At 62.8% G+C, this 22109-nt stretch carries 24 protein-coding genes and 1 tRNA gene; 12 read left to right on the top strand and 13 right to left on the bottom strand.

The window, feature by feature from the left end; genetic code table 11:
* Positions 1-61 precede the first annotated feature (61 nt).
* From RA302_RS02535 to RA302_RS02520, 4 genes are all read left to right on the top strand, one after another.
* Positions 62-532 carry a nuclear transport factor 2 family protein gene (locus RA302_RS02535; protein WP_019746619.1) on the top strand — a complete coding sequence of 157 codons (471 nt, stop codon included), beginning with the start codon at positions 62-64 and terminating at the stop codon, positions 530-532.
* 15 nt (positions 533-547) lie between these two features.
* A complete protein-coding gene (locus RA302_RS02530) occupies positions 548-1108 on the top strand; it encodes a TetR/AcrR family transcriptional regulator (RefSeq protein WP_021342679.1) in 561 nt (186 codons plus the stop codon).
* Positions 1109-1193: 85 nt separating this feature from the next.
* Positions 1194-2486: a carboxylesterase family protein gene (locus RA302_RS02525; RefSeq protein ID WP_166501713.1), complete on the top strand. Its 1293-nt coding sequence runs from the start codon at positions 1194-1196 to the stop codon at positions 2484-2486.
* Positions 2487-2536: 50 nt separating this feature from the next.
* Entirely contained in the window at positions 2537-3463 is a 927-nt protein-coding gene (locus RA302_RS02520) for a LysR substrate-binding domain-containing protein (RefSeq protein ID WP_019746616.1), read from the top strand.
* Between the two features lie 59 nt (positions 3464-3522).
* On the opposite strand, the gene RA302_RS02515 is transcribed toward RA302_RS02520, so the two are convergent.
* The 9 genes from RA302_RS02515 to RA302_RS02475 all read right to left on the bottom strand — a co-directional run bounded on the left by RA302_RS02515 (position 3523) and on the right by RA302_RS02475 (position 10906).
* Complete coding sequence (locus RA302_RS02515; RefSeq protein WP_019746615.1) at positions 3523-4881, bottom strand: MFS transporter; 1359 nt, start codon at positions 4879-4881, stop codon at positions 3523-3525.
* A 184-nt stretch (positions 4882-5065) separates the two neighbouring features.
* Positions 5066-6061 (bottom strand): amidohydrolase family protein, encoded by a 996-nt coding sequence (locus tag RA302_RS02510; RefSeq protein WP_020968257.1) that lies wholly within the window; start codon positions 6059-6061, stop codon positions 5066-5068.
* 3 nt (positions 6062-6064) lie between these two features.
* Complete coding sequence (locus RA302_RS02505; RefSeq protein ID WP_003943511.1) at positions 6065-6586, bottom strand: 3-hydroxyanthranilate 3,4-dioxygenase; 522 nt, start codon at positions 6584-6586, stop codon at positions 6065-6067.
* Complete coding sequence (locus RA302_RS02500) at positions 6583-7035, bottom strand: RidA family protein (protein ID WP_019746612.1); 453 nt, start codon at positions 7033-7035, stop codon at positions 6583-6585. The genes RA302_RS02505 and RA302_RS02500 overlap by 4 nt, the downstream gene beginning before the upstream one ends.
* Complete coding sequence (locus tag RA302_RS02495; RefSeq protein WP_042950503.1) at positions 7032-7805, bottom strand: fumarylacetoacetate hydrolase family protein; 774 nt, start codon at positions 7803-7805, stop codon at positions 7032-7034. Before RA302_RS02495 ends, RA302_RS02500 begins: the two co-directional genes overlap by 4 nt.
* A gap of 42 nt (positions 7806-7847) precedes the next feature.
* Positions 7848-9323 (bottom strand): 2-hydroxymuconic semialdehyde dehydrogenase, encoded by a 1476-nt coding sequence (locus RA302_RS02490; RefSeq protein WP_020905966.1) that lies wholly within the window; start codon positions 9321-9323, stop codon positions 7848-7850.
* Between the two features lie 157 nt (positions 9324-9480).
* Positions 9481-10266, bottom strand: coding sequence for an MBL fold metallo-hydrolase (locus RA302_RS02485; protein WP_029254328.1), 786 nt, complete (start codon positions 10264-10266; stop codon positions 9481-9483).
* Positions 10266-10736 carry a RidA family protein gene (locus RA302_RS02480; protein WP_019746608.1) on the bottom strand — a complete coding sequence of 157 codons (471 nt, stop codon included), beginning with the start codon at positions 10734-10736 and terminating at the stop codon, positions 10266-10268. Before RA302_RS02480 ends, RA302_RS02485 begins: the two co-directional genes overlap by 1 nt.
* 5 nt (positions 10737-10741) lie before the next feature.
* On the bottom strand, positions 10742-10906 hold the full coding sequence (locus RA302_RS02475; protein WP_003943454.1) for a hypothetical protein: 165 nt from the start codon (positions 10904-10906) through the stop codon (positions 10742-10744).
* 53 nt (positions 10907-10959) lie between these two features.
* Here RA302_RS02475 and RA302_RS02470 point away from each other — a divergent pair, with 53 nt between their 5' ends.
* Together RA302_RS02470 and RA302_RS02465 are read left to right on the top strand one after the other, a co-directional pair.
* Positions 10960-11973, top strand: a complete 1014-nt coding sequence (locus RA302_RS02470) for an ArsA-related P-loop ATPase (RefSeq protein ID WP_021334234.1) — start codon at positions 10960-10962, stop codon at positions 11971-11973.
* On the top strand, positions 11973-13151 hold the full coding sequence (locus tag RA302_RS02465) for an ArsA family ATPase (protein WP_029254327.1): 1179 nt from the start codon (positions 11973-11975) through the stop codon (positions 13149-13151). Before RA302_RS02470 ends, RA302_RS02465 begins: the two co-directional genes overlap by 1 nt.
* A 19-nt stretch (positions 13152-13170) precedes the next feature.
* Here the strand turns inward: RA302_RS02465 and RA302_RS02460 are convergent, their stop codons facing one another.
* A complete protein-coding gene (locus tag RA302_RS02460) occupies positions 13171-13494 on the bottom strand; it encodes a WhiB family transcriptional regulator (RefSeq protein ID WP_007732375.1) in 324 nt (107 codons plus the stop codon).
* 293 nt (positions 13495-13787) lie between these two features.
* Here RA302_RS02460 and RA302_RS02455 point away from each other — a divergent pair, with 293 nt between their 5' ends.
* The gene (locus RA302_RS02455) at positions 13788-16157 is read left to right on the top strand and encodes a transglycosylase domain-containing protein (protein ID WP_003943525.1); all 2370 of its coding nucleotides are present in this window, start codon (positions 13788-13790) and stop codon (positions 16155-16157) included.
* A 94-nt stretch (positions 16158-16251) separates the two neighbouring features.
* On the opposite strand, the gene RA302_RS02450 is transcribed toward RA302_RS02455, so the two are convergent.
* Positions 16252-16728 (bottom strand): GatB/YqeY domain-containing protein, encoded by a 477-nt coding sequence (locus RA302_RS02450; RefSeq protein WP_003943491.1) that lies wholly within the window; start codon positions 16726-16728, stop codon positions 16252-16254.
* A gap of 132 nt (positions 16729-16860) precedes the next feature.
* On the opposite strand from RA302_RS02450, the gene RA302_RS02445 reads away from it, so the two are divergent.
* The 4 genes from RA302_RS02445 (at position 16861) to RA302_RS02430 (ending at position 18785) form a co-directional block, all read left to right on the top strand.
* The gene (locus tag RA302_RS02445) at positions 16861-17829 is read left to right on the top strand and encodes a metallophosphoesterase (protein WP_003943461.1); all 969 of its coding nucleotides are present in this window, start codon (positions 16861-16863) and stop codon (positions 17827-17829) included.
* Between the two features lie 54 nt (positions 17830-17883).
* A tRNA-Pro gene (locus RA302_RS02440) sits at positions 17884-17957 on the top strand.
* A gap of 74 nt (positions 17958-18031) precedes the next feature.
* Positions 18032-18355, top strand: coding sequence for a hypothetical protein (locus RA302_RS02435; RefSeq protein WP_019746603.1), 324 nt, complete (start codon positions 18032-18034; stop codon positions 18353-18355).
* Positions 18356-18431: 76 nt separating this feature from the next.
* Positions 18432-18785 (top strand): VOC family protein, encoded by a 354-nt coding sequence (locus tag RA302_RS02430; protein ID WP_084325664.1) that lies wholly within the window; start codon positions 18432-18434, stop codon positions 18783-18785.
* 1 nt (position 18786) lies between these two features.
* On the opposite strand, the gene RA302_RS02425 is transcribed toward RA302_RS02430, so the two are convergent.
* The gene (locus RA302_RS02425; RefSeq protein WP_060939228.1) at positions 18787-20343 is read right to left on the bottom strand and encodes an acyl-CoA synthetase; all 1557 of its coding nucleotides are present in this window, start codon (positions 20341-20343) and stop codon (positions 18787-18789) included.
* 189 nt (positions 20344-20532) lie between these two features.
* Between RA302_RS02425 and RA302_RS02420 the strand changes: the two genes are divergently transcribed.
* Positions 20533-21564, top strand: coding sequence for an iron-siderophore ABC transporter substrate-binding protein (locus tag RA302_RS02420; RefSeq protein WP_060939229.1), 1032 nt, complete (start codon positions 20533-20535; stop codon positions 21562-21564).
* A 55-nt stretch (positions 21565-21619) separates the two neighbouring features.
* Here the strand turns inward: RA302_RS02420 and RA302_RS02415 are convergent, their stop codons facing one another.
* A complete protein-coding gene (locus tag RA302_RS02415) occupies positions 21620-22096 on the bottom strand; it encodes a helix-turn-helix domain-containing protein (protein WP_020905958.1) in 477 nt (158 codons plus the stop codon).
* Positions 22097-22109 lie beyond the last annotated feature (13 nt).

Here is a 22109-nt window from a genome sequence, read left to right as displayed (position 1 = left end):
TTGTTGTACCTATCGGTAAAGTGTGTACCGATAGGTACACATCCGATCGAGAGGCCACGCAATGACCGTCCGAGCACCGATTCCGCCCTTCACCCACGAAACCGCCGTCCAGAAGGTCCGCCTCGCCGAGGACGGATGGAACTCACGCGATCCGCACAAGGTGTCGCTGGCCTACACGCCGGACAGTTGGTGGCGCAATCGGTCGACGTTCGTCACCGGCCGATCCGAAATCGTCGAACTTCTGACCGAGAAGTGGACCCGCGAGCTGGACTACCGGTTGATCAAAGAGTTGTGGGCACACGGCGACGACCGCATCGCCGTGCGATTCGCGTACGAGTGGCACGATCACGACGGGCAGTGGTTCCGCTCCTACGGCAACGAGAACTGGGAATTCGACGCGGACGGCCTCATGCATCACCGTCATGCCAGCATCAACGACGTCCCCATCGCGGAGTCCGAGCGAAAGTTCTTCTGGGATTCGACCGGACCACGCCCGCACGATCATCCGGGCCTGAGCGAGTTGGGTCTGTGATGAAAGGATGAATCCATGGCCAGACAGGTAGCTGAACGCTCGGACACGATCCCCGCTCTCGCGAACGTGTTTCGAACCTACGGGTTCGACGGAGCAAGCCTGGCCGTCATCACCGAACACACCGGTTTGGGCAAAGGCAGTCTCTACAACTTCTTTCCGCGAGGGAAGGAAGAGATGGCCGAGGCCGTACTCGACGAGGTCGACGGATGGTTTCGCACCGAAGTCTTCGAACCGCTTCGAGCAGAGTCGGTTCCACCGCGGCAGCGCATCGAGAGCATGTTCGCTACCGTCGCCGACTACTTTCGGTCAGGGCAACGCATTTGCCTGTTCGGCGCATTTGCACTCGGTGAAGAGCGAAACCGCTTCGGGGCCAAGGTGCGAACCTACTTCGACGAATGGACCGCGGCGCTCGAGGCGGCACTCGTCGGCGCCGAAGATTCCACCGGACTCGCCGAAGAAGCCGTGGCCGGAATCCAAGGCGCAATAGTGATGTCCCGAGCCCTGGACGACGGTGCCGTATACAGCCGAGTGACGACGCGACTCGAAGATCGACTGGTACAGGCACTCACGCCGTAACGCATACCGCACGACCACAAAGGCATTTGTGCCGCGGCATGCACCTGGCATGCTCGAAAAGGTATGCACAAGAGGAAAGGAACCCATGCCCTCGTCCGAGACGGTGATCGCATCCACAGCTTCGGGGAAGATCCGCGGCCTAAAGCGTGACGGTTCCTACTACTTCGGTGCGATCCCCTACGCCCGCGCAGCGCGCTTCGAGAAGCCGCGGCCGGCGGGACCGTTCTCCGACGTTTTCGACGCCACAGCGCTTGGAACGGTCTTCCCCCAACCACCTTCACGGCTCGAGCGCATCATGGGGCCACCGCTCCCCGAACCGGAGCAGAGCGAGGACAGCTTCACCGTCACCGTCACAACCCCGTCGCTGACCGGTCATCGCCCGGTGATGGTCTGGCTTCACGGTGGCGGTTACTCCAGTGGCGGCGGCTCCCTCCCCTGGTACGACGGCGGCGCTTTGTCAGCCGAGGGCGACGTCGTCGTGGTGTCGGTCAACTACCGCGTCGGCGTGCTCGGATACCTCCTCCTCGACGGCGTCAGCGAAGGCAATCTCGGGGTCCACGATCAGATCGCAGCGCTCGAGTGGGTGCGCGAGAACATCGAGGCATTCGGCGGCGACCCAGACTCGGTCACCGTGTTCGGGCAGTCGGCCGGCGCTCATTCGATTGTGAATCTGTTGAGCAGTAACAACTCTCGAACTCTGTTCCATCGAGCAATTCTGCAGAGCACTCCACGGCCGGACCTCAACTTCACGCAGGCTGCCGCGATCGAGAACGGTGAAACATTTGCCCGACTGCTCGACGGAGATCCTCGGACCGCGCCACTCTCCCGCATTCTCGACGCATTCCGCAGCACCGCAATCGAGTTCAGCCGGCGGTCCCCCAATGTCGTGCAACCGCCCTTCGCACCGATTTCCGAACTGGATCCGGTGATCCGAACTTTCGAAACAGCGCCGGACGTCATCGTGGGATACACCCGCGACGAGGGATCCGCTTTCGTGCGCGACGTGGCGGGAGTACCCGATCCCGAACGCGTCGCCGAAAAGGCACTGACACAGAACATGTTTGCCGAACCTGCGATGGAGCTGGCCGACGCCTTCACAGCGGCCGGCGCGTCGGTGTACACGTATCGCTTCGACTGGGCACCGACGGACGACGTCTTCGGAGCCACTCACTGCATCGAACTACCCTTCGTGTTGGGAACCGACCAGTCCTGGAAGAGCTCACCGATGCTGGGCAGCAGCGACTGGCAGAACATCGACGCACTGGGCCGTCGGATACGCCGGCACTGGACGTCGTTTGCGCACACGGGAAGTCCGGACAGCAGCGAAACCTGGGAGAAGTACACCTCGGCCCAACCGATCGGAATCACCTTCTTCTGAGCAACTTCGGGCGCCTACCCACTCGCGGCAATCCCGTCTAGGATTGCTCCATGGACATGCCCAAGCTCCTCGACGGGCGACTAAAACTCCGCCATCTCCTGCTCGTCGACGCATTGAGCCGTCAGGGCAGCGTGGTCGGCGCCGCTGCCGCACTTCACATCACACAACCCGTCGCGACCCGCAGTCTGCACGACATCGAGTCCATTCTCGGTGTCTCGCTCTTCGACCGCGGCCCACGCGGAATCACCCCGACCATTTTCGGCGAGGCCTTCACAACTCATGCGCGGGCCGTGATCGCGCAGCTGACCGAAGCCGGGCGGCACGTCGTCGAACTTGCCGACGCCAATCGCGGAACCGTCATCGTGGGAACACATCTCGCCGGATCCAACGTGCTGCTTCCCGGCGCTATCGCGCGCCTGAAGGTTCACCACCCGCTGCTCACCGTCATCGTGCGCGAAGGTACGCCCGAACAGTTGCTCACCGATCTGGAAGCGGGCCGAATCGACCTGATCGTCGGCCGGCTCACCTCACCTACCGATGACACCGCGATAAGACGGAACCTCTACGCGGAGTCCGTCGAACTCGTCACCCGCGTGGATCACCCGCTCGCTCACCGCGAGGACGTCCAACTCGAAGAACTACGCGGCTTCCCCTGGATCCTTCCCGGGGTCGAGACAGTGCTCCGCCGCGAGCTCGAGGAGTTCTTCGCCCGCAACAGCCTGCCGTTGCCCGAAAACCGCGTCGAGGCAACCTCTTTCCTCACCGTGCGCCAGCTGCTGGTCGAGACCGACATGATCGCGGTCCTACCGAGCCTCATCCCCCGCGACGACGCGCGCTTGACCACCCTGTCCATCACACTCGATCCGATCGGGCACAGCGTCGGCATCACTTCCTCGGCGACTCGCACGTCGAGCCCGTCCGCACAGGCCCTGATCGCGACGCTGGAGTCCTTTGCAGCTGAGCTCATGCGACCGTGAAACGCCGATCGGCCCGTTCCCCGCGAGGGGAACGGGCCGATGTCGGATCAATCCAGTACTCAGGCGTTTTCGGAGACGCGAATCTCCTCGTGCTCCAAGCCCCGCGACGAATCGGGGACAATTTTGAACAGTGCGATGGCGCCGACCAGGCTGATAGTGCATATCGAGGCGAGGTACCAGGTGACGCCTACCGAAGACCCGGTGGCGTCCAGCAGTGCGGTGGCGATCATCGGCGCCAGTCCACCGCCGAGAATCGCACCACTCTGAAGGATCAGAGACGAACCGGAGTAGCGGACCTTGGCCGGGAAGGTATCGGCGATGATGCTGCCCTGAACGCAGTGGGTGACCGGCACGATCAGACCCATACCCAGGAACGCGATGACAGCGACCACTTTGTTCTCGGTGTTCAGTAGCGGGAAGAACACGATGCACCACAACAGGATTGCAGCAGATCCGCCGATGAACATGTGTCGACGCCCGTACTTGTCAGCGATCTTGGTCCAGAACGGGATGGAAAGGAACCACAGGACTGCGGCCGCGGTCACGCTGAGCACCAGGAATTGCTTGTCGTAGCCCAGATGTTGAGTTCCGTACGACAGGGTGAACACCATGAAGGCGTACGCCACGGCGGAGTTCGCCAAGCACGCGGCAAGCGTGAGAGACAAACGGGGGAAGCCGACCTTGAGCGACTCACGCAGCGGGAAGCGGACTATTTCGCCCTTCTCCATGATCCCGGCGAATGACGGCGACTCGGTGACGCGCAGGCGAATCACCAGACCGATCGCCACCAGAACGAAGCTGAGCAGGAACGGGATTCGCCAACCCCACGAAGCGAATGCCGAGTCCGACATCACGGCGTTGGTCGTCAGGAAGATGCCGTTGGCGAGAACCAGTCCGGCGGGTGTGCCCATCTGCGGGAAACCTGCATAACGATTCTTCTGCCCTGCCGGCGCGTGCTCCATCGACATGAGTGTCGCGCCGGCGCCTTCACCGCCCAGACCGATGCCCTGAACGACGCGCATGGCCACCAGGAGGACGGGAGCCCAGAATCCGATGGAATCGTAGTTCGGGATGAGGCCGATGAGTGTGGACCCGACGCCCATCATCACCAGGGAGACCACGAGTGTGGCCTTGCGCCCGATCCGGTCACCGAAGTGCCCGAACACGAGCCCACCTACCGGCCGTGCGATGAATCCGACGGCGAAGGTGCTGAAGGCAGCCAGCGTGCCGGCCGTGGGACTCAGGCTCGGGAAGAACTGTTTGTTGAAGATCAGCGCGGCGGCTGTGCCGTAGAGGAAGAAGTCGTACCATTCGAGAGTTGTGCCGGCCAGAGTTGCCATGGCAACTCGGCTACGGGCAGCTTTCTCCGGCAACGGCTTTCCGTCACTCGTTGTGCTGTTGGATATCTTGTCTGACATCGCGGAACCTATCGATTGGATGGGGCAGGCGGACGATGAAATCTGTAGTCACCGACCCCGTCTTCGGGATTGTCGGCATCACGAGCGTCGTCGATCGTTGTGTCTGGAATTGTGCTCGCTCGAGACATGACTCACAAATGCCGAATTCACCGTCCGCCATACCGGAAAGGGTATAGCCGGGGTCTCAGACGAGACCCAGGAAGCGTTCGGCATTCCCCCGCGAAATCAGTTGGCGCGCAGTATCGTCCAAGAACTCACTCTTGCGAACCACCTCACCGACCGGACGCTCCCCCAAGGGGTACGGGTAATCACTACCCACCATCACACGGTCCACCCCCACCGTGTCCACCAGCAGTCGCAGTGCGCGCTCGTCGAAGACGACGGAATCCACGTAGAACCTACCCAGGTAATGCGAAGGCGGGAACTCCGACGTACCGATGATGTCGTTGCGGCCGTGCCAGGCGTTTTCCATCCGGCCCAACCAGAACGCGAAAGATCCACCACCGTGCGCAAATCCGATCTTGAGACGATCGTCGATCTTGTCGAACACCCCACCGAGAATCAGCGCGAGTATCGACAGATGCGTTTCGGCCGGCATCGCGGTGAGCCACTGCGCCATCCAGCGATCGAGGCGCGGAGAGTTGGCCATGTCCCACGGGTGCACGAATACCGGCACGTCAAGCGACGCGCAGTGCTGGAGAAACGTCACCACGCCCTCACTGTCGAGGTCCAGATCGCCCACATGATTGCCGATCTCGACACCGCGGTGCCCGTTCGCGATGCACCGCTCGAGCTCACGGCACGCTGCGTCGGTGTCTTGCAGAGGCACCTGGCAGAACGGAATCAACCGATCCTTCGCCGGCTCCACGATCTCGAGCGCGAGGTCGTTGAAGATCCGTGCGATGCGACTTGCCTGCTCGCCGCTTCGGCCGTAATTGAAGAATGCCGGCGTCGGCGAGACGACCTGCGTGTGCACGCCGTCGGCATCCATGTCCCGAAGCCGCACCTCGGCGTCCCAGGCATCGGACTGGATGCGGCGGAACTCCTTGGTGCCCATCATGATCATGGCTTCGGTCTCCGACTCGACCTTCAGCCACGGCGCTTGCGGCCCCGCGTCTTCGGTCAGATCCGGCCACCCGTTGGGCACGTAGTGGGTGTGGATGTCGATCAGGTTGCTCATCACTCAGCCCTTGCCGGGATGGAGCGTGCCGCACTTGTCACACGTGCGGGCTTCTTCGCTCTCGTAGAACTTGACGAACACCGGCGGAAGGTCGGCCACGATGTCGCGCACCTGAAGTTCGACCTCGTGAATCTTGTGATCGCATTCGAGGCAGTACCACTGGAACTTCTCGAGCGTGCCTTCCTTGCGGACGCGTTCGATGACCAGGCCGATGGAGCCCGCGGTGGGACGCTGCGGCGAATGCGGAATGTCTCCTGGCAGCAACCAGGTTTCGCCCTCACGAATGTCGACACGCTGAGGACCGTCCTCGGTCATGACGTTGACGTGGATGTCGCCTTCGAGCTGGTAGAACCACTCCTCGTACGGATCGAGGTGGTAGTCGGTCCGCTGGTTCGGTCCGCCGACGACCTGCACGATGAAGTCGTCTCCGAGCGCCATCGTCTGATTGTTGACAGGCGGCTGCAGCAGGTGGCGGTTGTCGTCGATCCACTTCTTGAAGTCGATGACGGGAGGAATCGTGGTCATGATGCATTCTCCGTATCTTCGGACGCTGAGCGCTTGGAGGCGGGCACGTACGCCACGCCGGAAATTTCGATGAGCAGATGCGGGTGGGGCAGTTGGTGAACAGCCACAGTCGTTCTCGTCGGACCGTTTTCGTCGAACAGTTCGGCGTACACCTCGTTGTATCCACCGAAGTCGTTCATCGACACCAGGTAGGAGGTGACCTGAACCAGATCACTGAGTTCTCCACCCACTTCGGCGAGGATTGCCGCGATGTTTTCGATGACGGCACGCGTCTGCGCCCGAATGTCGAGCGCCGTCGTCCCCATCTCGTCGACCTCGACGCCGACAAACGTGTTGTCGGGTCGACGCGAACTGGTCCCGGAGACATAGACGAAATCGCCGACCACCTTGACGTGGGGGAACTTTCCGCGCGGCTTCGCCAGCTTCTCGATGACCTGCGCCCCACTCATCGCTTCACACCTTTCACCGTGACGGTTCCGAGTCCGTCGATCGTGCACTGTGCGACGCCCTCGTCGAGTCGCACAGCTGCTGTGGCGGCACCGGCCAGAATTACCTGACCGGCGCGCAACGGAATTCGGCGTCGGCGGGCGATGTCGAGCAGTGCATGCAAAGCGCGCGCCGGATCGCCGAGAATGGCCGACGTGGAACCGACTACCGTCTCGCCGCCGACCTCCATACGTACGGAACGGTCTTCGACGTTCTGTAGCGGCAGCCACCGCCCGATCACATACCCGGCAGCGCTGGTGTTGTCAGCGACGACGTCGGTGTAGGTGAAGCGGAAGTCGCGATAGCGCGAGTCGATGATCTCCATTGCGGGAGCCAGTGCATCGACGCAGGTTTCGATGTCGACGTTCGGATCGTCGAGATCGACGTCCTTCGACAGACGGTATGCCACTTCGGGTTCGATCTTGGGATGAATGAACGTCCTCAGGTCGACTTCGCCGCCGTTGCTCACGCACATCGCGTCGGTCAACTGACCGACGATCACTTCGGAGACACCCATCTGCGCCATCTTCGCCTGGCTTGTGAAGCCGAGCTTGATACCCACAATCGATTCGCCACGGCTGGTTCGTCGTTCGAGGAGTTCGTTCTGGATCCGGTAGGCCTCGTCGATGTCGATGGTGTATTCGTCGGCGAGGCTCGGGGTGTCGGTGCGAGTCTGCGCAGCGTCGTCGAGGCGACGCGCGAGCGCGGATACGGTGTCTTCGGGGGCTGTCATCACGCCTCGCTCATTTCTGGAAAACTTTTGCGGTTTCGATGTTCACAGTTGCACACATACATTCGTCGGTTCGGTGTAGAAGTGCAGCGAGGACTCGCCACCCTCACGTCCGATGCCGGACAGGCCCATGCCGCCGAAGGGAGATCGCAGTTCGCGGGTGAACCACGTGTTGACCCAGGAGATTCCGACGTTCATCTTCTGTGCGACGCGGTGTCCACGGCGCAGGTCGTTGGTCCACACGGAGGCAGCGAGGCCGTACTCGGTGTCGTTTGCCAAGGCGATCGCCTCGGCTTCGGTCTCGAACGGAATGAGTGCTGCAACGGGTCCGAAGATCTCCTCGCGCACGACGCGATCCTTGTTGGTCAAGCCAGTCCACAGGGTGGGTTCGATCCACGATCCGCCCGACAGTTCCTGTCCGAGGTCCGGAATACCGCCGCCGGTCAGCACTTTCGCGCCTTCCTGCTCGGCGATCTCGAAGTAGTCGAGAACCTTCTTCCGGTGCGCCTGCGAAATGAGCGGTCCGGTCGTCGTTGCATCGAGCGTCGGGTCGCCCAGACGCAATCCTGCTGCCCGCTCGACGAGTCCACCGGCGATGTCGTCGAAAATGCTGCGGTGCACGTACACCCGCTCGGTGCACAGGCAGACCTGGCCGGTGTTGGTGAACACCGACTTGGTCAGACCCGTCAACGCTTCGTCGATGTCGACGTCGTCGAAGACGATCGCGGCGTTCTTGCCACCGAGTTCGAACGAGACCGGACGGACTCGCGGCGCAACGGTTTTCATGACATGGGAACCGGTTGCCGAAGAACCGGTGAAGGTGACGCCGTCGATGCCGGGGTGCGTGGTGAGGAACTCGCCGGCGGAGTTCGCACCGAACCCGTGGACGACGTTGTAGACACCGGCAGGCAGGCCGACTTCTTCGAGTACCTCGGCAAGCAACGACGCGGTCGCTGGGGTTTCCTCGGAGGGCTTGACCACCACGGAGTTCCCGCACGCGAGCGCGGGCGCTACCTTCCAGGTCAGGAGAAGCAGCGGCAGGTTCCAGGGAACGATGACAGCGACGACGCCGAGCGGCTTGCGGATCGCGTAGTTCAGCGCCTGCTTGCCACCCGCGAGATCCGTGACAAACGATTCCTGTCCGGCCGCGGCGACGATGTCGGCGAAAGTGCGGAAGTTCGTCAGGGCGCGCGCGACGTCGAGTTCGCGTGCCTGTGTGATCGGCTTGCCGGTGTCCGCCATTTCTGCGGCGACGAACTCTTCGAATCGCTCCTCGATCCGGTCGGCGGCGCGTCGCAGCAGAGCCGTCCGCTCACGGACCGGCGTATCGGCCCAACCGTTGTCCAGAGCACGTCTGGCAGAGGTCACGGCCCGATCGACCAGGGCCTTGTCGGCCTCGTGGACCCGGGCGAGAACACGGCCCGTTGCTGGGTCGACCTGATCGAAGCTCGACGACTCGTCGGGTTCGACATAGGAGCCGTCCACGTAATTGCGGATCCATCCGTCGCATTGTGAGGTCATGGACTAACTATTGGCCCGTGACCCATATCAAACAAATGCAAAATCTGCCGCCAGCTATACCTCGATCGGCATAGATGGCGGCAGTTCGGCTACACAACTCAACTCTTCATGTCGGCGCCGAGCGCCTCAGCGGCGCAGAATGTCGGCGCCGAGCGCCTCAGCGGCGCAGATACGCCAACTGCACGTTGACGGATTTCTCCGCCACCGGCCACAGCTTCGGGTCCACGTCGGAGTAGACGTGCTCGACAACATCGCGCACCGATGCCGACTCCCCCAACGTCGTCAGAGCGTCCCGCACCTGGGCTAGACGCTCCTCGCGGTGAGCGAGGTACTGCTGCGAAATCGCCTGCAGATCGGGCAGGTCCGGACCGTGCCCGGGAAGAACCGTCAGTCCTTCGCCGAGTGCGGCCAACGACCGCAGTGATGTGAGGTAATCCCCCAGATCGCCGTCGGAGTCGTCCAGAACTGCGGTGCCGCGGCCGAGAATGGTGTCGCCCGTCAGCACGCTCGCATCGTTCTCGATGACTATCGACACCGAGTCAGCGGTGTGTCCCGGAGTCGCGAGGATCCGCAGCTTCAGACCCGCCACCTCGATCACTTCACCGTCGACAAGCGCCGAAGCACCCCCGCGTAGAAAAGTGGGGTCGACGGAACGCACCGGAGCCGAGGTCAATTCATGGAAACGGTCCACCCCGCCGGTGTGGTCGTAGTGCCGGTGCGTGATCAAGGTCAGCGCAACCGGACCGATACCAGCGACACGTTGCAAGTGTTCCTCGTCGTTGTCGCCTGGATCGACGACTACACACTCGACGCTGCCGGGAGCATGCAGAATCCAGGTGTTCGTACCGTCCAGCGTCATCATGCCCGGATTGTTCTCGAGCAAGACCGAAGCGATGTCGGTGACGCGGCGAAGCTGCGCGTAGGCGGGATGGACCGTCGACATCAGCGAACTTCGACGATCAGTTCCACCTCGACCGGAGAGCCGAGGGGAAGCTCTGCCACGCCGACTGCCGAACGAGCATGGATACCGGCGTCGCCGAGCACCTCACCGAGGAATTCGGAAGCGCCGTTGATCACGCCGGGCTGACCGGTGAATCCTTCGGCGGATGCCACGAAGCCGACAACCTTGACAACGCGAACGACGTTGTCGATGCCGACCAGGGCGTCGATGGCAGCGAGAGCGTTGAGCGCGCAGGTGCGAGCCGCAGCCTTGGCGTCGTCATCCGACACGCCCGCACCGAGCTTGCCGGTCAGCGCCAGTTTTCCGTCGACGAACGGGAGCTGACCCGACGTGTACACGTGGTTGCCGCTGCGAACCGCGGGAACGTACGCAGCAACGGGTGCCGCGACGGCGGGAAGTGCAATGCCCAGTTCGGCGAGACGCTCCGACCAGGTCTGTGTTGCCTCTGCCATGTGATTCAGCCCTTCGGACGCTTCATGTACGCGACGTGCTGCTCGCCCGACGCGCTCGGCAGGACTGCCACGAGTTCCCAGCCGTCGACACCCCAGTTGTCGAGAATTGCCTTCGGATTGTGGACCAGCAACGGAGTCACGGTGTATTCCCAGGAAGTTATTTCGCTCATGCGGTGAGCCTATCCCGCGTACATCTTCGGCCCCAGACTTATAGGCTCGCGGTGTGGTTGCATCCCAAGATGAGCTGAGCAGGACCTGGCCCGAGTCTGCGACGAAGGCCCGCCTGCACTTTGTGTCGGGTAAAGGCGGAACCGGTAAGTCCACGGTTGCCGCCGCGTTGGCGCTCGCGTTGGCCGAAGGCGGCAAGCGCGTTCTCCTCGTGGAGGTCGAGGGCCGCCAGGGAATCGCGCAGCTCTTCGACGTACCGCCGCTTCCACCGCAGGAGACCAAGGTCGCGGCCGCCGAAGGTGGCGGTGAAGTGATGGCTCTGGCCGTCGACATCGAGACCGCGTTCCTCGAGTACCTCGAAATGTTCTACAACCTCGGCTTCGCCGGCCGGGCGATGCGTAAGTTCGGCGCCATCGAATTCGCCACCACCATCGCTCCCGGCCTTCGCGACGTTCTACTCACCGGCAAGATCAAGGAGTGCGTCATCCGCACCGATCGAACCGGCAAGCGCGTGTACGACGCCGTTGTCGTCGACGCTCCCCCGACCGGACGAATCGGCAGCTTCCTCGACGTCACCAAGGCGATGGCCGATCTCGCCAAGGGCGGCCCGGTGCACTCCCAGAGTGAAGGCGTCGTTCGGCTGCTGCACTCGCCGGAGACCGTCGTACATCTTGTTGCACTTCTCGAAGCGCTGCCCGTTCAGGAAACTGCCGACGCCGCCGCAGAACTGGCGCGCGACGACCTCAACCTCGGTGCCATCATCGTCAACCGCGCCAGCCCGAGGTTCTTGCCCGAAGACGAACTCTCCGGTGCCGCTGCCGGCGATATCGACGCGGCTTCGATCCGGTCGACACTCTCGGACGTCGGCATCGATCTGTCCGACGACGACTTCGCAGGCCTGCTCACCGAGACGATCGAGCATGCCTCGGTGCTCGAAGCTCAAGAATCCAGCGCCGAGAAGCTCCGCGAGATCGACGGGGCTCGGGTGCAACTTCCCGCACTCGCCGACGGCGTCGATCTCGGTGGGCTGTACGAGCTTGCCGAATACCTCACGGAACAGGGCGTGTGATGACCGAGACCACCGAGAACGTGACGGTCGGCAGTTCCAGGACCGGCCGACGCGCAGCTCCTGCCCTCGATATTTCGGCGATCATCAAGGACCCGACGGCCCGGATCGTGGTTTGTTGCGGCGCAGGTGGCGTCGGCAAGACCACGACGGCCGCGTCCCTGGCGTTGCGTGCAGCCGAAGAGGGCCGACGCGTAGTCGTCCTCACCATCGATCCGGCCCGCCGCCTCGCACAGGCCCTGGGTGTGGCCGAACTCGACAACACTCCGCAGCCGGTGAAGCTGGGTCCCGAGGCCACGGGCGAACTGCACGCGATGATGCTGAACATGCGTCGGACTTTCGACGAGATGGTCATCGAGCATTCGAGCCCTGAGAAGGCCGAGCAGATCCTGGCGAATCCCTTCTATCAAACCGTTGCCACATCGTTCTCCGGAACGCAGGAGTACATGGCGATGGAGAAGTTGGGGCAGCTGGCGTCGAACGACGCGTGGGATCTGGTGATCGTCGATACCCCGCCGTCGCGCAATGCGCTCGACTTCCTCGACGCCCCGCAGAGGCTCGGCACATTCCTCGACGGGCGGATGATCCGGCTGCTCTCCGCACCCGGCCGCGGCCTGACCAGGCTCGTCGCCGGCGCGATGGGATTGGCACTGAAGGGTGTCTCCACCATCGTGGGAAGCCAAATGCTTTCGGATGCATCGGCATTCGTGCAGTCGCTCGACTCGATGTTCGGCGGTTTCCGTGAACGCGCAACGAAGACCTACGAGTTGCTACGTCAGCCGGGGACTCATTTCCTGGTGATCGCAGCGGCCGAACCCGACGCTCTGCGCGAGGCGGCGTTCTTCGTCGATCGCCTTGCGGGCGACTCGATGCCGTTGGCCGGTCTGGTTCTCAACCGCACGCACCCGACATTGACGGCTCTGCCTGCCGATCATGCGGTGACCGCCGCCGACAAACTGGAAGCGAAGGAAAGCGCGACCGAGGCCGAAGCCCTCACCGCAGCCGTTCTCCGCATCCATGCCCATCGGGCAGTGATCGCGAAGCGGGAGATCGCCTTGCTGAGTCGATTCACCGCAGCTCACCCGAGGGTGCCGCTGATCGGTGTTCCGTCGCTACCGTTCGAGGTCTCGGACCTCGAGGCGCTGCGCGCGGTGGGAGATCAGCTCACTCGTAAGGGCTGATCCCCCCGATCGGCCTGGATCAGACTGCTGAGTGATGCTGGCGCTGGTCTTCGAAGAACTCGGACCAGGAGTCGACGTCGGGGTGCTGCTTGAGCAGTGCACGGCGCTGACGCTCGGTCATTCCGCCCCACACACCGAACTCGACACGATTGTCGAGAGCATCTGCTCCGCACTGCATGAGGACGGGGCAGTGACGGCAGATGGTGGCCGCCTTGCGCTGCGCGGCGCCACGAACAAAAAGTTGGTCGGGGTCGACCTCGCGGCATCGTGCCTGAGTTACCCAGGCAATTCGTGCCTCGGCCTGCTCGATGTCCAAACGGCTACTCGGGGTGGCTGTGTACATTCTGGGTCCCCTCTACAAAGTCTGACCGTCGCCATAGGGCGAGCAGCGCACCATCTCAGCCGTCCCCGCGGTAGCACGGTGAAAGCTGAGACACATTCGTGATCGAGTGTTACGTCGATCACACTGATCACAATTTAGGTAAAGAACGGCCCTAACGCAAGACGCTCGGGAGCATTTTTTGGTACGGCAGTACAAAGCGCGTGTTCAGAAGGTTTTGAACACCCCCAAAACACTGAAACCGGTTCCAATGGGTGGGCACACGTACTCTGTAGATCGTGTCGATTGCAAAAACAGTGGCGAAGCTCGCCGGAAGCTCCGCATTGGCGGGTGTCCTGGTCGCAGGGGTGATGTTCCCAGTGGCGGGCGGATTCGGATTCGCGTCCAACCGCGCCGCCGATACCGTCGACAACGTCTCGGCCGAACTGGTCGAAGGCACGGTCCCCGCGGTGTCCACCATGGTCGATGCGGCAGGCAATCCCATTGCCTGGCTCTACGACCAACGACGCTTCGAAGTCCCGAGCGAGAAGATCTCCAACAACATGAAGTTGGCGATCGTCTCCATCGAGGACCGTCGGTTCCCCGACCACAAGGGCGTCGACTGGCAGGGAACGCTGCGTGCCTTCCTCACCAACACGACGACCGGTGAAGTGCAGCAGGGCGCGTCGACACTCGATCAGCAGTATGTGAAGAACTACCAACTGTTGGTCGTGGCCAAGACGGATGCCGAGCGCCGCGCTGCCATCGAGACCACCCCGGCCCGAAAGATCCGCGAGATCCGGATGGCCCTGACGCTGGACAAGGAACTCACGAAAGACGAGATCCTCACCCGGTACCTCAACCTCGTACCGTTCGGCAACGGATCCTTCGGCATCCAGGACGCCGCTCAGACCTACTTCGGCGTCGATGCCGCAGATCTGACCGTTCCCCAGTCGGCGATGCTTGCCGGCATGGTTCAGTCCAGCTCCGCACTGAACCCGTACACGAACGTCGAGGGCGTGACCGAGCGTCGTAACACCGTGCTCGACACCATGATCACGAACATTCCGGATCGTGCCGACGAGTTCCGCGCCGCCAAGGAAGAGCCCCTCGGCGTCCTGGAAACCCCCAACAACTTGCCGCGCGGCTGCATCGCTGCAGGCGATCGCGGATTCTTCTGTGACTACGCACTGAAGTACCTCTCGGACGCCGGAATCACGCGCGACCAGATCAACGAGGGTGGTTATCTCATCAAGACCACTCTCGATCCGCAGGTCCAGGCGTCCACCAAGGCCGGACTGAACGCGAACGCGAGCGCCAACCTCGACGGCATCGCGAACGTGATGAACGTGATCAGGCCGGGCCAGGATTCACACAAGGTCATCGCGATGGCCAGCAGTCGCACGTACGGTCTCAATGCCGACGCCGACGAAACCGTCCAGGCACAGCCGTACTCCCTTGCGGGTGACGGTGCGGGTTCCGTCTTCAAGATCTTCACGACGGCTGCGGCGATGGAGAAGGGCCTCGGTATCAACGCGACGCTCGACGTGCCCAAGCGATTCGAAGCCAAGGGCATGGGTAGCGGTGGTGCGGCCGGTTGCCCGGTGTCGACTTACTGCGTGGAGAACGCCGGCAACTACCCGCCGACGCTGTCCGTGACCGACGCGCTGGCACAGTCCCCCAACACCGCTTTCGTCAAGCTCATCGAGGCAACCGGCGTCACGCCGACCGTCGACATGGCCGTCCGTCTCGGCATGCGCTCGTACGCTGATCCCAACACCTCGGGCTTCGACGAGCGCAGCATGGCCGACTTCCAGAAGGAACAGAACCTCGGTTCGTTCACCCTGGGCCCCACCTGGATCAACCCGCTCGAACTCTCCAACGTCGCGGCCACTCTCGCCTCGCACGGCAAGTGGTGCCCGCCGAGTCCCATCGATTCGGTCTTCGACCGCTACGGCAAACCGGTGGCCGTCACCGAGCAGGGCTGTGAGCAGGTTGTCGAGCCCGGCTTGGCAGACACACTCGCCAACGCCATGAGCCGTGACGACGTCGGCGCCGGTACGTCTGCCGGAGCTGCAAGCAGCGCCGGATGGAGCCTGCCGATGTCGGGCAAGACGGGTACCACCGAGACCCACAAGTCCTCGGCGTTCCTCGGCTTCACCAACAACCTCGCTGCCGCTGTCTACATCTTCGGCGACTCCCCGACGCCGGGAGAGATCTGCTCGAGCCCGCTGCGCCCCTGCTACAGCGGCAACCTGTACGGCGGTACCGAACCGGCGAGATCCTGGTTCGCGGCAATGAACCCGGTCGCCAACAACTTCGGGCCCACCTCGCTGCCTCCGATCGACGAGAAGTACGCACGGGGATCGCAGAACGGCCAGGTTCCCGAGGTTGTCGGCCTGAGCCAGTCGGCGGCGACGTCGAGGTTGCAGGCGTCCGGCTTCACGGTCAATTCCGTGACCACGGCGTCCGGAGCACGCGCGGGAACGGTCACCGGAGTTTCGCCGTCCGGGTCCGCGATCCCGGGTTCGACCGTCACGATCTACATCAGTGACGGTTCCGTGAGGGCTCCGGCAGCACCCGCATCCCCGGCAGCTCCAGCAGCTCCGGCACCGGGCGCGACTCCCCCGGATGCGACTCCGCCCGGAGGTGAACCCGCACCGCCTGCGGGGACCCCGCCGAACTGACGGCCCTGAAAACTGACGGCTCTGAAAACAAGAACGGCCGCGATCTCCGAGTGACTCGGAGATCGCGGCCGTTTTCGATTCTGGTGGCGCGCTTCTACAGGCGGGACTTCACTGCTGCAGAGATACGGGCGCCATCGGCCTTGCCCTTGGCCAGCGCGCTGGCGGCCTTGATGACCTGGCCCATCTGGCGCATCCCCGGACGCTCTCCGAGCTCCTCGGACACCTGAGCGAGGGCGGTGTCGACGACGTCGACAAGCTCGGCGTCGGTCAACGGCGTCGGCAGGTACTCGTCGATGATCTGAGCTTCGGCGCGCTCTTTCGCGGCAAGCTCACCGCGGCCGTTCTCGGTGTAGATCTCGGCCGATTCGCCGCGCTTCTTCGATTCCTTTGCAAGGACTTTGATAATTTCTTCGTCGGTGAGGACTCGTGCTTCCTTACCGGCCACCTCTTCGGTCTGGATGGCTGCCATGAGCATCCGAAGGGTGGCTGTACGTAGCGGATCCTTCGCCTTCATGGATGCAACCATGTCGGTTCGGAGGGTGGCTTTGAGCGATGGTGTCGTGTCGGACATGGTGGAAACGTTACGCGCTCGGCGTTTCGAGCGTGCCGATAGTTACCTCCGCCCGGACACAATTCTCTGTGGAATAGCTGCAAATGGCGGCGAGAGCGACGCAGAAGAACGCCACACCCGTATCCTTGAGAGGTGTCTTCCCAGTTCCGCACCAATCTGACCCGCACCGCACTTGGTGCCGCGGGCGCCGCTGCACTAGGGATCGGGTACGCATCCGGCATCGAACGCAATGCATTTGCACTGCGTGAGGTGACGATGCCAGTCCTGGCGCCCGGTTCGTCGTCGCTGCGGGTCCTCCATCTCAGCGACCTGCACATGATGCCGAACCAACGGTTGAAACAGAATTGGTTGCGTGAGCTCGAAGGCCTCGACCCCGACCTCGTGGTCAACACCGGCGACAACTTGTCGCATCAGCGCAGCGTCCCGGCAGTGGTCCAGGCGCTCGGTGATCTGTTGGCTCGGCCGGGTCTGTTCGTCTTCGGCAGCAACGACTACTTCGCTCCGAAACCGAAGAACCCACTGAGCTACATCTTCAACAAGGACAAGCGCATCACCGGGGATCCCCTCCCCTGGGGCGATCTGCGGGCCGCGTTCACCGAACGTGGATGGCTGGACATGACCCACGTGCGCCGCGAACTCGAAGTGGCCGGTATTCGCATCGCAGCCGCCGGCGTCGACGATCCGCACCTGAAGCGTGATCGCTACGACACCGTCGCCGGAACACCCAATCCCGTCGCCCAGCTCAAGCTCGGTCTGACGCACTCGCCCGAACCTCGAGTTCTCGATCGGTTCGCCGACGACGGTTACGACCTTGTGCTCGCCGGCCACACGCACGGTGGTCAGCTGTGCCTTCCGTTCTACGGCGCGTTGGTCACCAACTGCCAGATCGATCGATCCCGGGTCAAGGGGCCGTCGAAGTGGGGCGCGCACACCCAGCTGCACGTCTCCGCGGGCATCGGCACTTCGCCGTGGGCGCCGGCGCGCTTCTGCTGCCGCCCCGAGGCAACTCTGTTGACTCTGGTTCCGGCCACCAGGCGCGAACCGGAGCACGTCTCCGCACACAGTTCCGCGGAGTCTCCAGCGTCGGTTCTACGCAACTGACCTGCGGATTTAATGTCAGTCGACTCGGTAATGTAAGCTAACCGAGGTTCGACACGGGGTGTGGCGCAGCTTGGTAGCGCGCTTCGTTCGGGACGAAGAGGTCGTGGGTTCAAATCCCGCCACCCCGACAGTGAAGAACAGTAATCGAGGCCCTTCCGCTCACGCGGGAGGGCCTCGATTGCGTTGACGATAAGGTGAAGCCGTGGCATCCCAACCAGACTTTGCGCACAACGACATGGCGAGCCGTAGCCGACGCGAGAAAGCCGTCGGCCTGGCCAAGTTCGCCTGGGATCGCGATATCAGTAGCGCAGAGTTGCTCGAGATGCCCGACGATCGGCTGCGCAAACTCGCACGTGCGGCCGGCGCCAATCCGCCGAGCACGCGGGAGACCTGGACCATCGCGGCCGGACTGCTCGACGAGAAAGCTGTGTGGGCAGCCGCTAACCCTGACCGTCCCGAAGCTCGGCGTGAGCATCCGGACGAGAAGATCATGTGGGTGAAGAAGCCGATCGAGCCGTGGCTGTGACAGCCAAATTCAGCACAGTTGTGACAGCCGAGTTCAGCACAGCTGTGACAGCCGAATTCAGCACAGCTGTGAAACGGTGATCGGGCAGGTTGATGAGGTGGTCGTCGACTGCTCGTCTCCTATTGCACTGGCGAAATTCTGGGCCGGCGTCCTCGGCGGACAACCAGTGGAGCGAAACACCGCATGGGCGTTTGTCGACCCACCCGGATGGACCCGCCTCGCGTTCCAGCGCGTACCGGAATCCAAGCTGACGAAGAATCGTCTACACATCGACGTCAGCGTGGATGACGTCGTCGCTGCAACCGAGGCCGCCGAGCGCCTCGGCGCAACTCGGGTCGGTACTGTCCAGCAGGACCCGGCCGGTACCTTTCAGGTGCTGCTGGATCCAGAGGGAAACGAGTGGTGCGTCGTCCGAAGTATCGGAAGGTGATTCACACTCCCGCTACGGTTTCGCGAGCCCAACGGTAGTCGGCCTTCCCACTGGGTGAGCGGAGGATGCTGGGTACCAGCACGATCGACCGGGGGATCTTGTACCCGGCGACATGGGTGCGGCAGTGCTCCGACAATGATTCCGTCGCAACATCTTCGAACCCCGGCCGAACCTGCACGACAGCGGCAACCTTCTCACCGAATCGTGCGTCGGGCGCGCCCGCTACCAAGGCGTCGAAAACTGCCGGGTGAGTTTTGAGCGCCTGCTCCACTTCTTCGGGGTAGACCTTCTCGCCGCCGGAGTTGATGCACATCGAACCGCGCCCGAGCAGCACGATGGTTCCGTCGGCTTCCATCGTGCCCATGTCCCCGAGTACCGCCAGCCGCACCCCGTCGACGACAGGAAAAGTTGCAGCAGTCTTGGCGGGGTCGTCGAAGTAGGCCACGGGGACATGGCCGGCCCTGGCGATGAACCCGGTTGTGCCCGAGCCTGGTTCGATGCGACGAAATTCGTCGTCGACAAGAATCATGTTGGGGTTGGATCGAATTCGCTTTGAACCGTCCTCACCGAATTCGACGACGCCGTCGTTGCCGGATTCCGAAGCACCGAAGGCATCCTTGATCACCAGTCCCGGTAATCGGGTTGTCAGTTCTGCCTTCAGGTTCGGGGAGAACAATGCGCCACCCGACCCGATCAGCTTGAGAGTCGAAAGGTCGTAGCGGCCTTCGCTTGCGGCGATGGCGTCGGCGATCGGCCGAGCAATCGCATCGCCGACGACCGTGATTCCGGTGATCTTCTCGGCCTCGACCAGTCGCAACACTTCCATCGGATCGAAGCTGCGGGTCAGTACTCGGGGCGCTCCCATGAGGAAAGCCGTGAGCAGTGAATAGATCGCGGCTCCATGCATGAGCGGCGGGATGAGTAGCAGCACAGTTGGATTGGTGTTCGCCACGGCCGCATCCACAACCTCTTCGAGGCTCCGACGCGGCGGCCCGCTGAGGTTCGCTCCGGACAGCGCGGCGAAGAAGAAGTCCTCGTGCCGCCACACCACGCCCTTGGGCATTCCGGTTGTACCGCCGGTGTAGATGATGAAATGGTCGTCGTTGCTTCGCGGGCCGAAGTCGCGAGCATCAGTCTGCGCGGCAAGGGCGTTCTCATAGTCGTCGCCGACGATCAGCACGTGGGAGATCTCCGGACACTGCGGAACCACGGCCAATGCCGTCGGCGCGAATTCCTCTTCGACGAGTAATGCCACCATTTGAGAGTTGGTGTAGATGTACAGGAGTTCTGCATCGGTATAGCGGAAGTTGACGTTGATCGGCACCGCTCTGATCTTCAAGCAAGCCAGGAGCGCTTCGACGTACTCGACGCAGTTACGCATGTGAATACCGACGTGCTGCCCCGGCTCGACGCCGACGGACTGCAGATGATGTGCGAGTCGGTTCGATCGCAGTTCGAGTTCGGCGTAGCTCAACCGCGAATCTTCCAGAATCAAGGGAACCCGATCGGGGATCGCATCGGCAACGGCCTCGAACAGATCGGCAATGTTCAGGGTCATCGAAATCCTCACTACACGCGTCTTCGCTTACCAGTACAGGTCTTTCGCGAAGCTAACACGTTGGTCGCACCCTGTAGTCCGAATTGCGTAGCGGTCCCGCTGAGCGAGACCTGACGCGCTGCTCACCTGATATCAACGGTGCGGATACCTCTCTGACCAAGCCCGATAGCCGGAAGGTAGGGTAGCCTAATGCATTCACGCACCACTCTCCGGAGCCGCACGTCGGTCCGGGTCGCCATGGTTGCCCTGGCGACTGTTTTTGCCGCTACGGCCTGCGGTTCTTCCGACGCCGGCGGCAACGCAAACGGCAACACCGATGTCGCAACCGGCGGCAAGCTGTTCAGCACCGCCGACACGGAAACCGCGAAGCTCGGCAGCGATGCTGCGCCCGGCGAGTTCCCACGCACCATCACCCATGCTCTGGGCGAGACCACCCTCGAGGCCAAGCCGACCCGTGTCGTCGTCCTCGACAGCGGCGAACTCGACGAGGTCCTCTCGCTCGGGATCACCCCGGTCGGCATCGCCAGCCCGGAAAGTGCCGCCGGTCAGCCGTCGTACCTGGCTGACAAATTGGTCGGCGTCCCCGATGTCGGCACGACCAACAACCTCAACCTCGAGGCGATCACCGCACTGCAGCCAGATCTGATCCTCGGCAGCAAGTTGCGCCAGGACAAGCTTTACCCGCAGCTCGCGGCAATCGCGCCGACGGTCTTCAGCATCCGCCCCGGCTTCCCGTGGAAGGAGAACTTCCTCCTTGCCGGTGACGCACTCGGCGAGGAGACCAAGGCCGAGCAGGTTCTCAACGACTACCAGGCGCACGCGGATCAGGTCCGTGAGTCGATCGACGGTTCGCCGACCATCTCGCTGGTTCGCTTCATGTCCGGGAAGCTGCGCCTGTACGGCAACCTGTCGTTCATCGGCGTCATCTTGAAGGATGTCGGCCTGCCACGCCCGGCGATCCAGGACATCAACGAGTTGGCCGTCGAGGTCAGCCCGGAAACGATCACCGAGGCAGAGGGTGACCGAATCTTCTACTCCAGCTACGGAAATCCCGCAGACACCGGTCAGACCACCGTTGTCGCCGGTCCGCTGTGGGCAAGCATGGACGCAGTCAAGGAAGGCCGCGCCACCGAGGTGAGTGACGAGACCTGGTTCCTGGGCCTCGGCCCGACAGGCGCAGGCCTGGTTCTCGACGACCTGCAGGCCAAGCTCGGCAAGTAGCCGTCACCGACACAAAAAAGCCGCCCGACTCTCCGGAGTCGGGCGGCTTTTTTGTTCAGCGGTTGTCTTGCTCGAGGTGTTCGTTCATCGTCGAGTGCAGGTCGACGAGAAATTCCTCGAATCGACTGAGCAGTTCGGGCGGGTATTTCTCCATCATGGCGTCGAGTCGCACGGCAAGTGGACCGAAGAACTCGTCCGCGAGGTCCTGCACATGCGCACTGCTGTGCAGCGTGACCACGCGACGGTCTGCATTCTCACGGGTCCGGACGATATGTCCCGCCTTCTCCAGGCGGTTGAGCAACGCGGTGGTTGCGCCCGACGTCAGCGAGATCCGCTCTCCGAGGCGGGCGGGCGAGAGCGGCGCCCCCTTCTCCTCGGCAGCTGTGATTTCCATCAAGGCAGTCGCGTCGGTGGAATGCAGGCCGAGCCACGACGCGAATCGATGACTGAATTCGGTGAACGTCCCACCGTACGCGCGGAATTCGTCCATCAGCCGCTCCCGCTCCACGGAGATGTCGCGCGGTGCTTCCACCCCGTGATCCCAC

The sequence above is a fragment of the Rhodococcus sp. DN22 genome (assembly GCF_036669995.1).
Taxonomy (GTDB): Bacteria; Actinomycetota; Actinomycetes; order Mycobacteriales; family Mycobacteriaceae; genus Rhodococcus_F; species Rhodococcus_F erythropolis.
The sequence above is the reverse complement of the archived record's forward strand: the minus strand, read 5'-3'. Positions and strand labels throughout refer to the sequence as shown.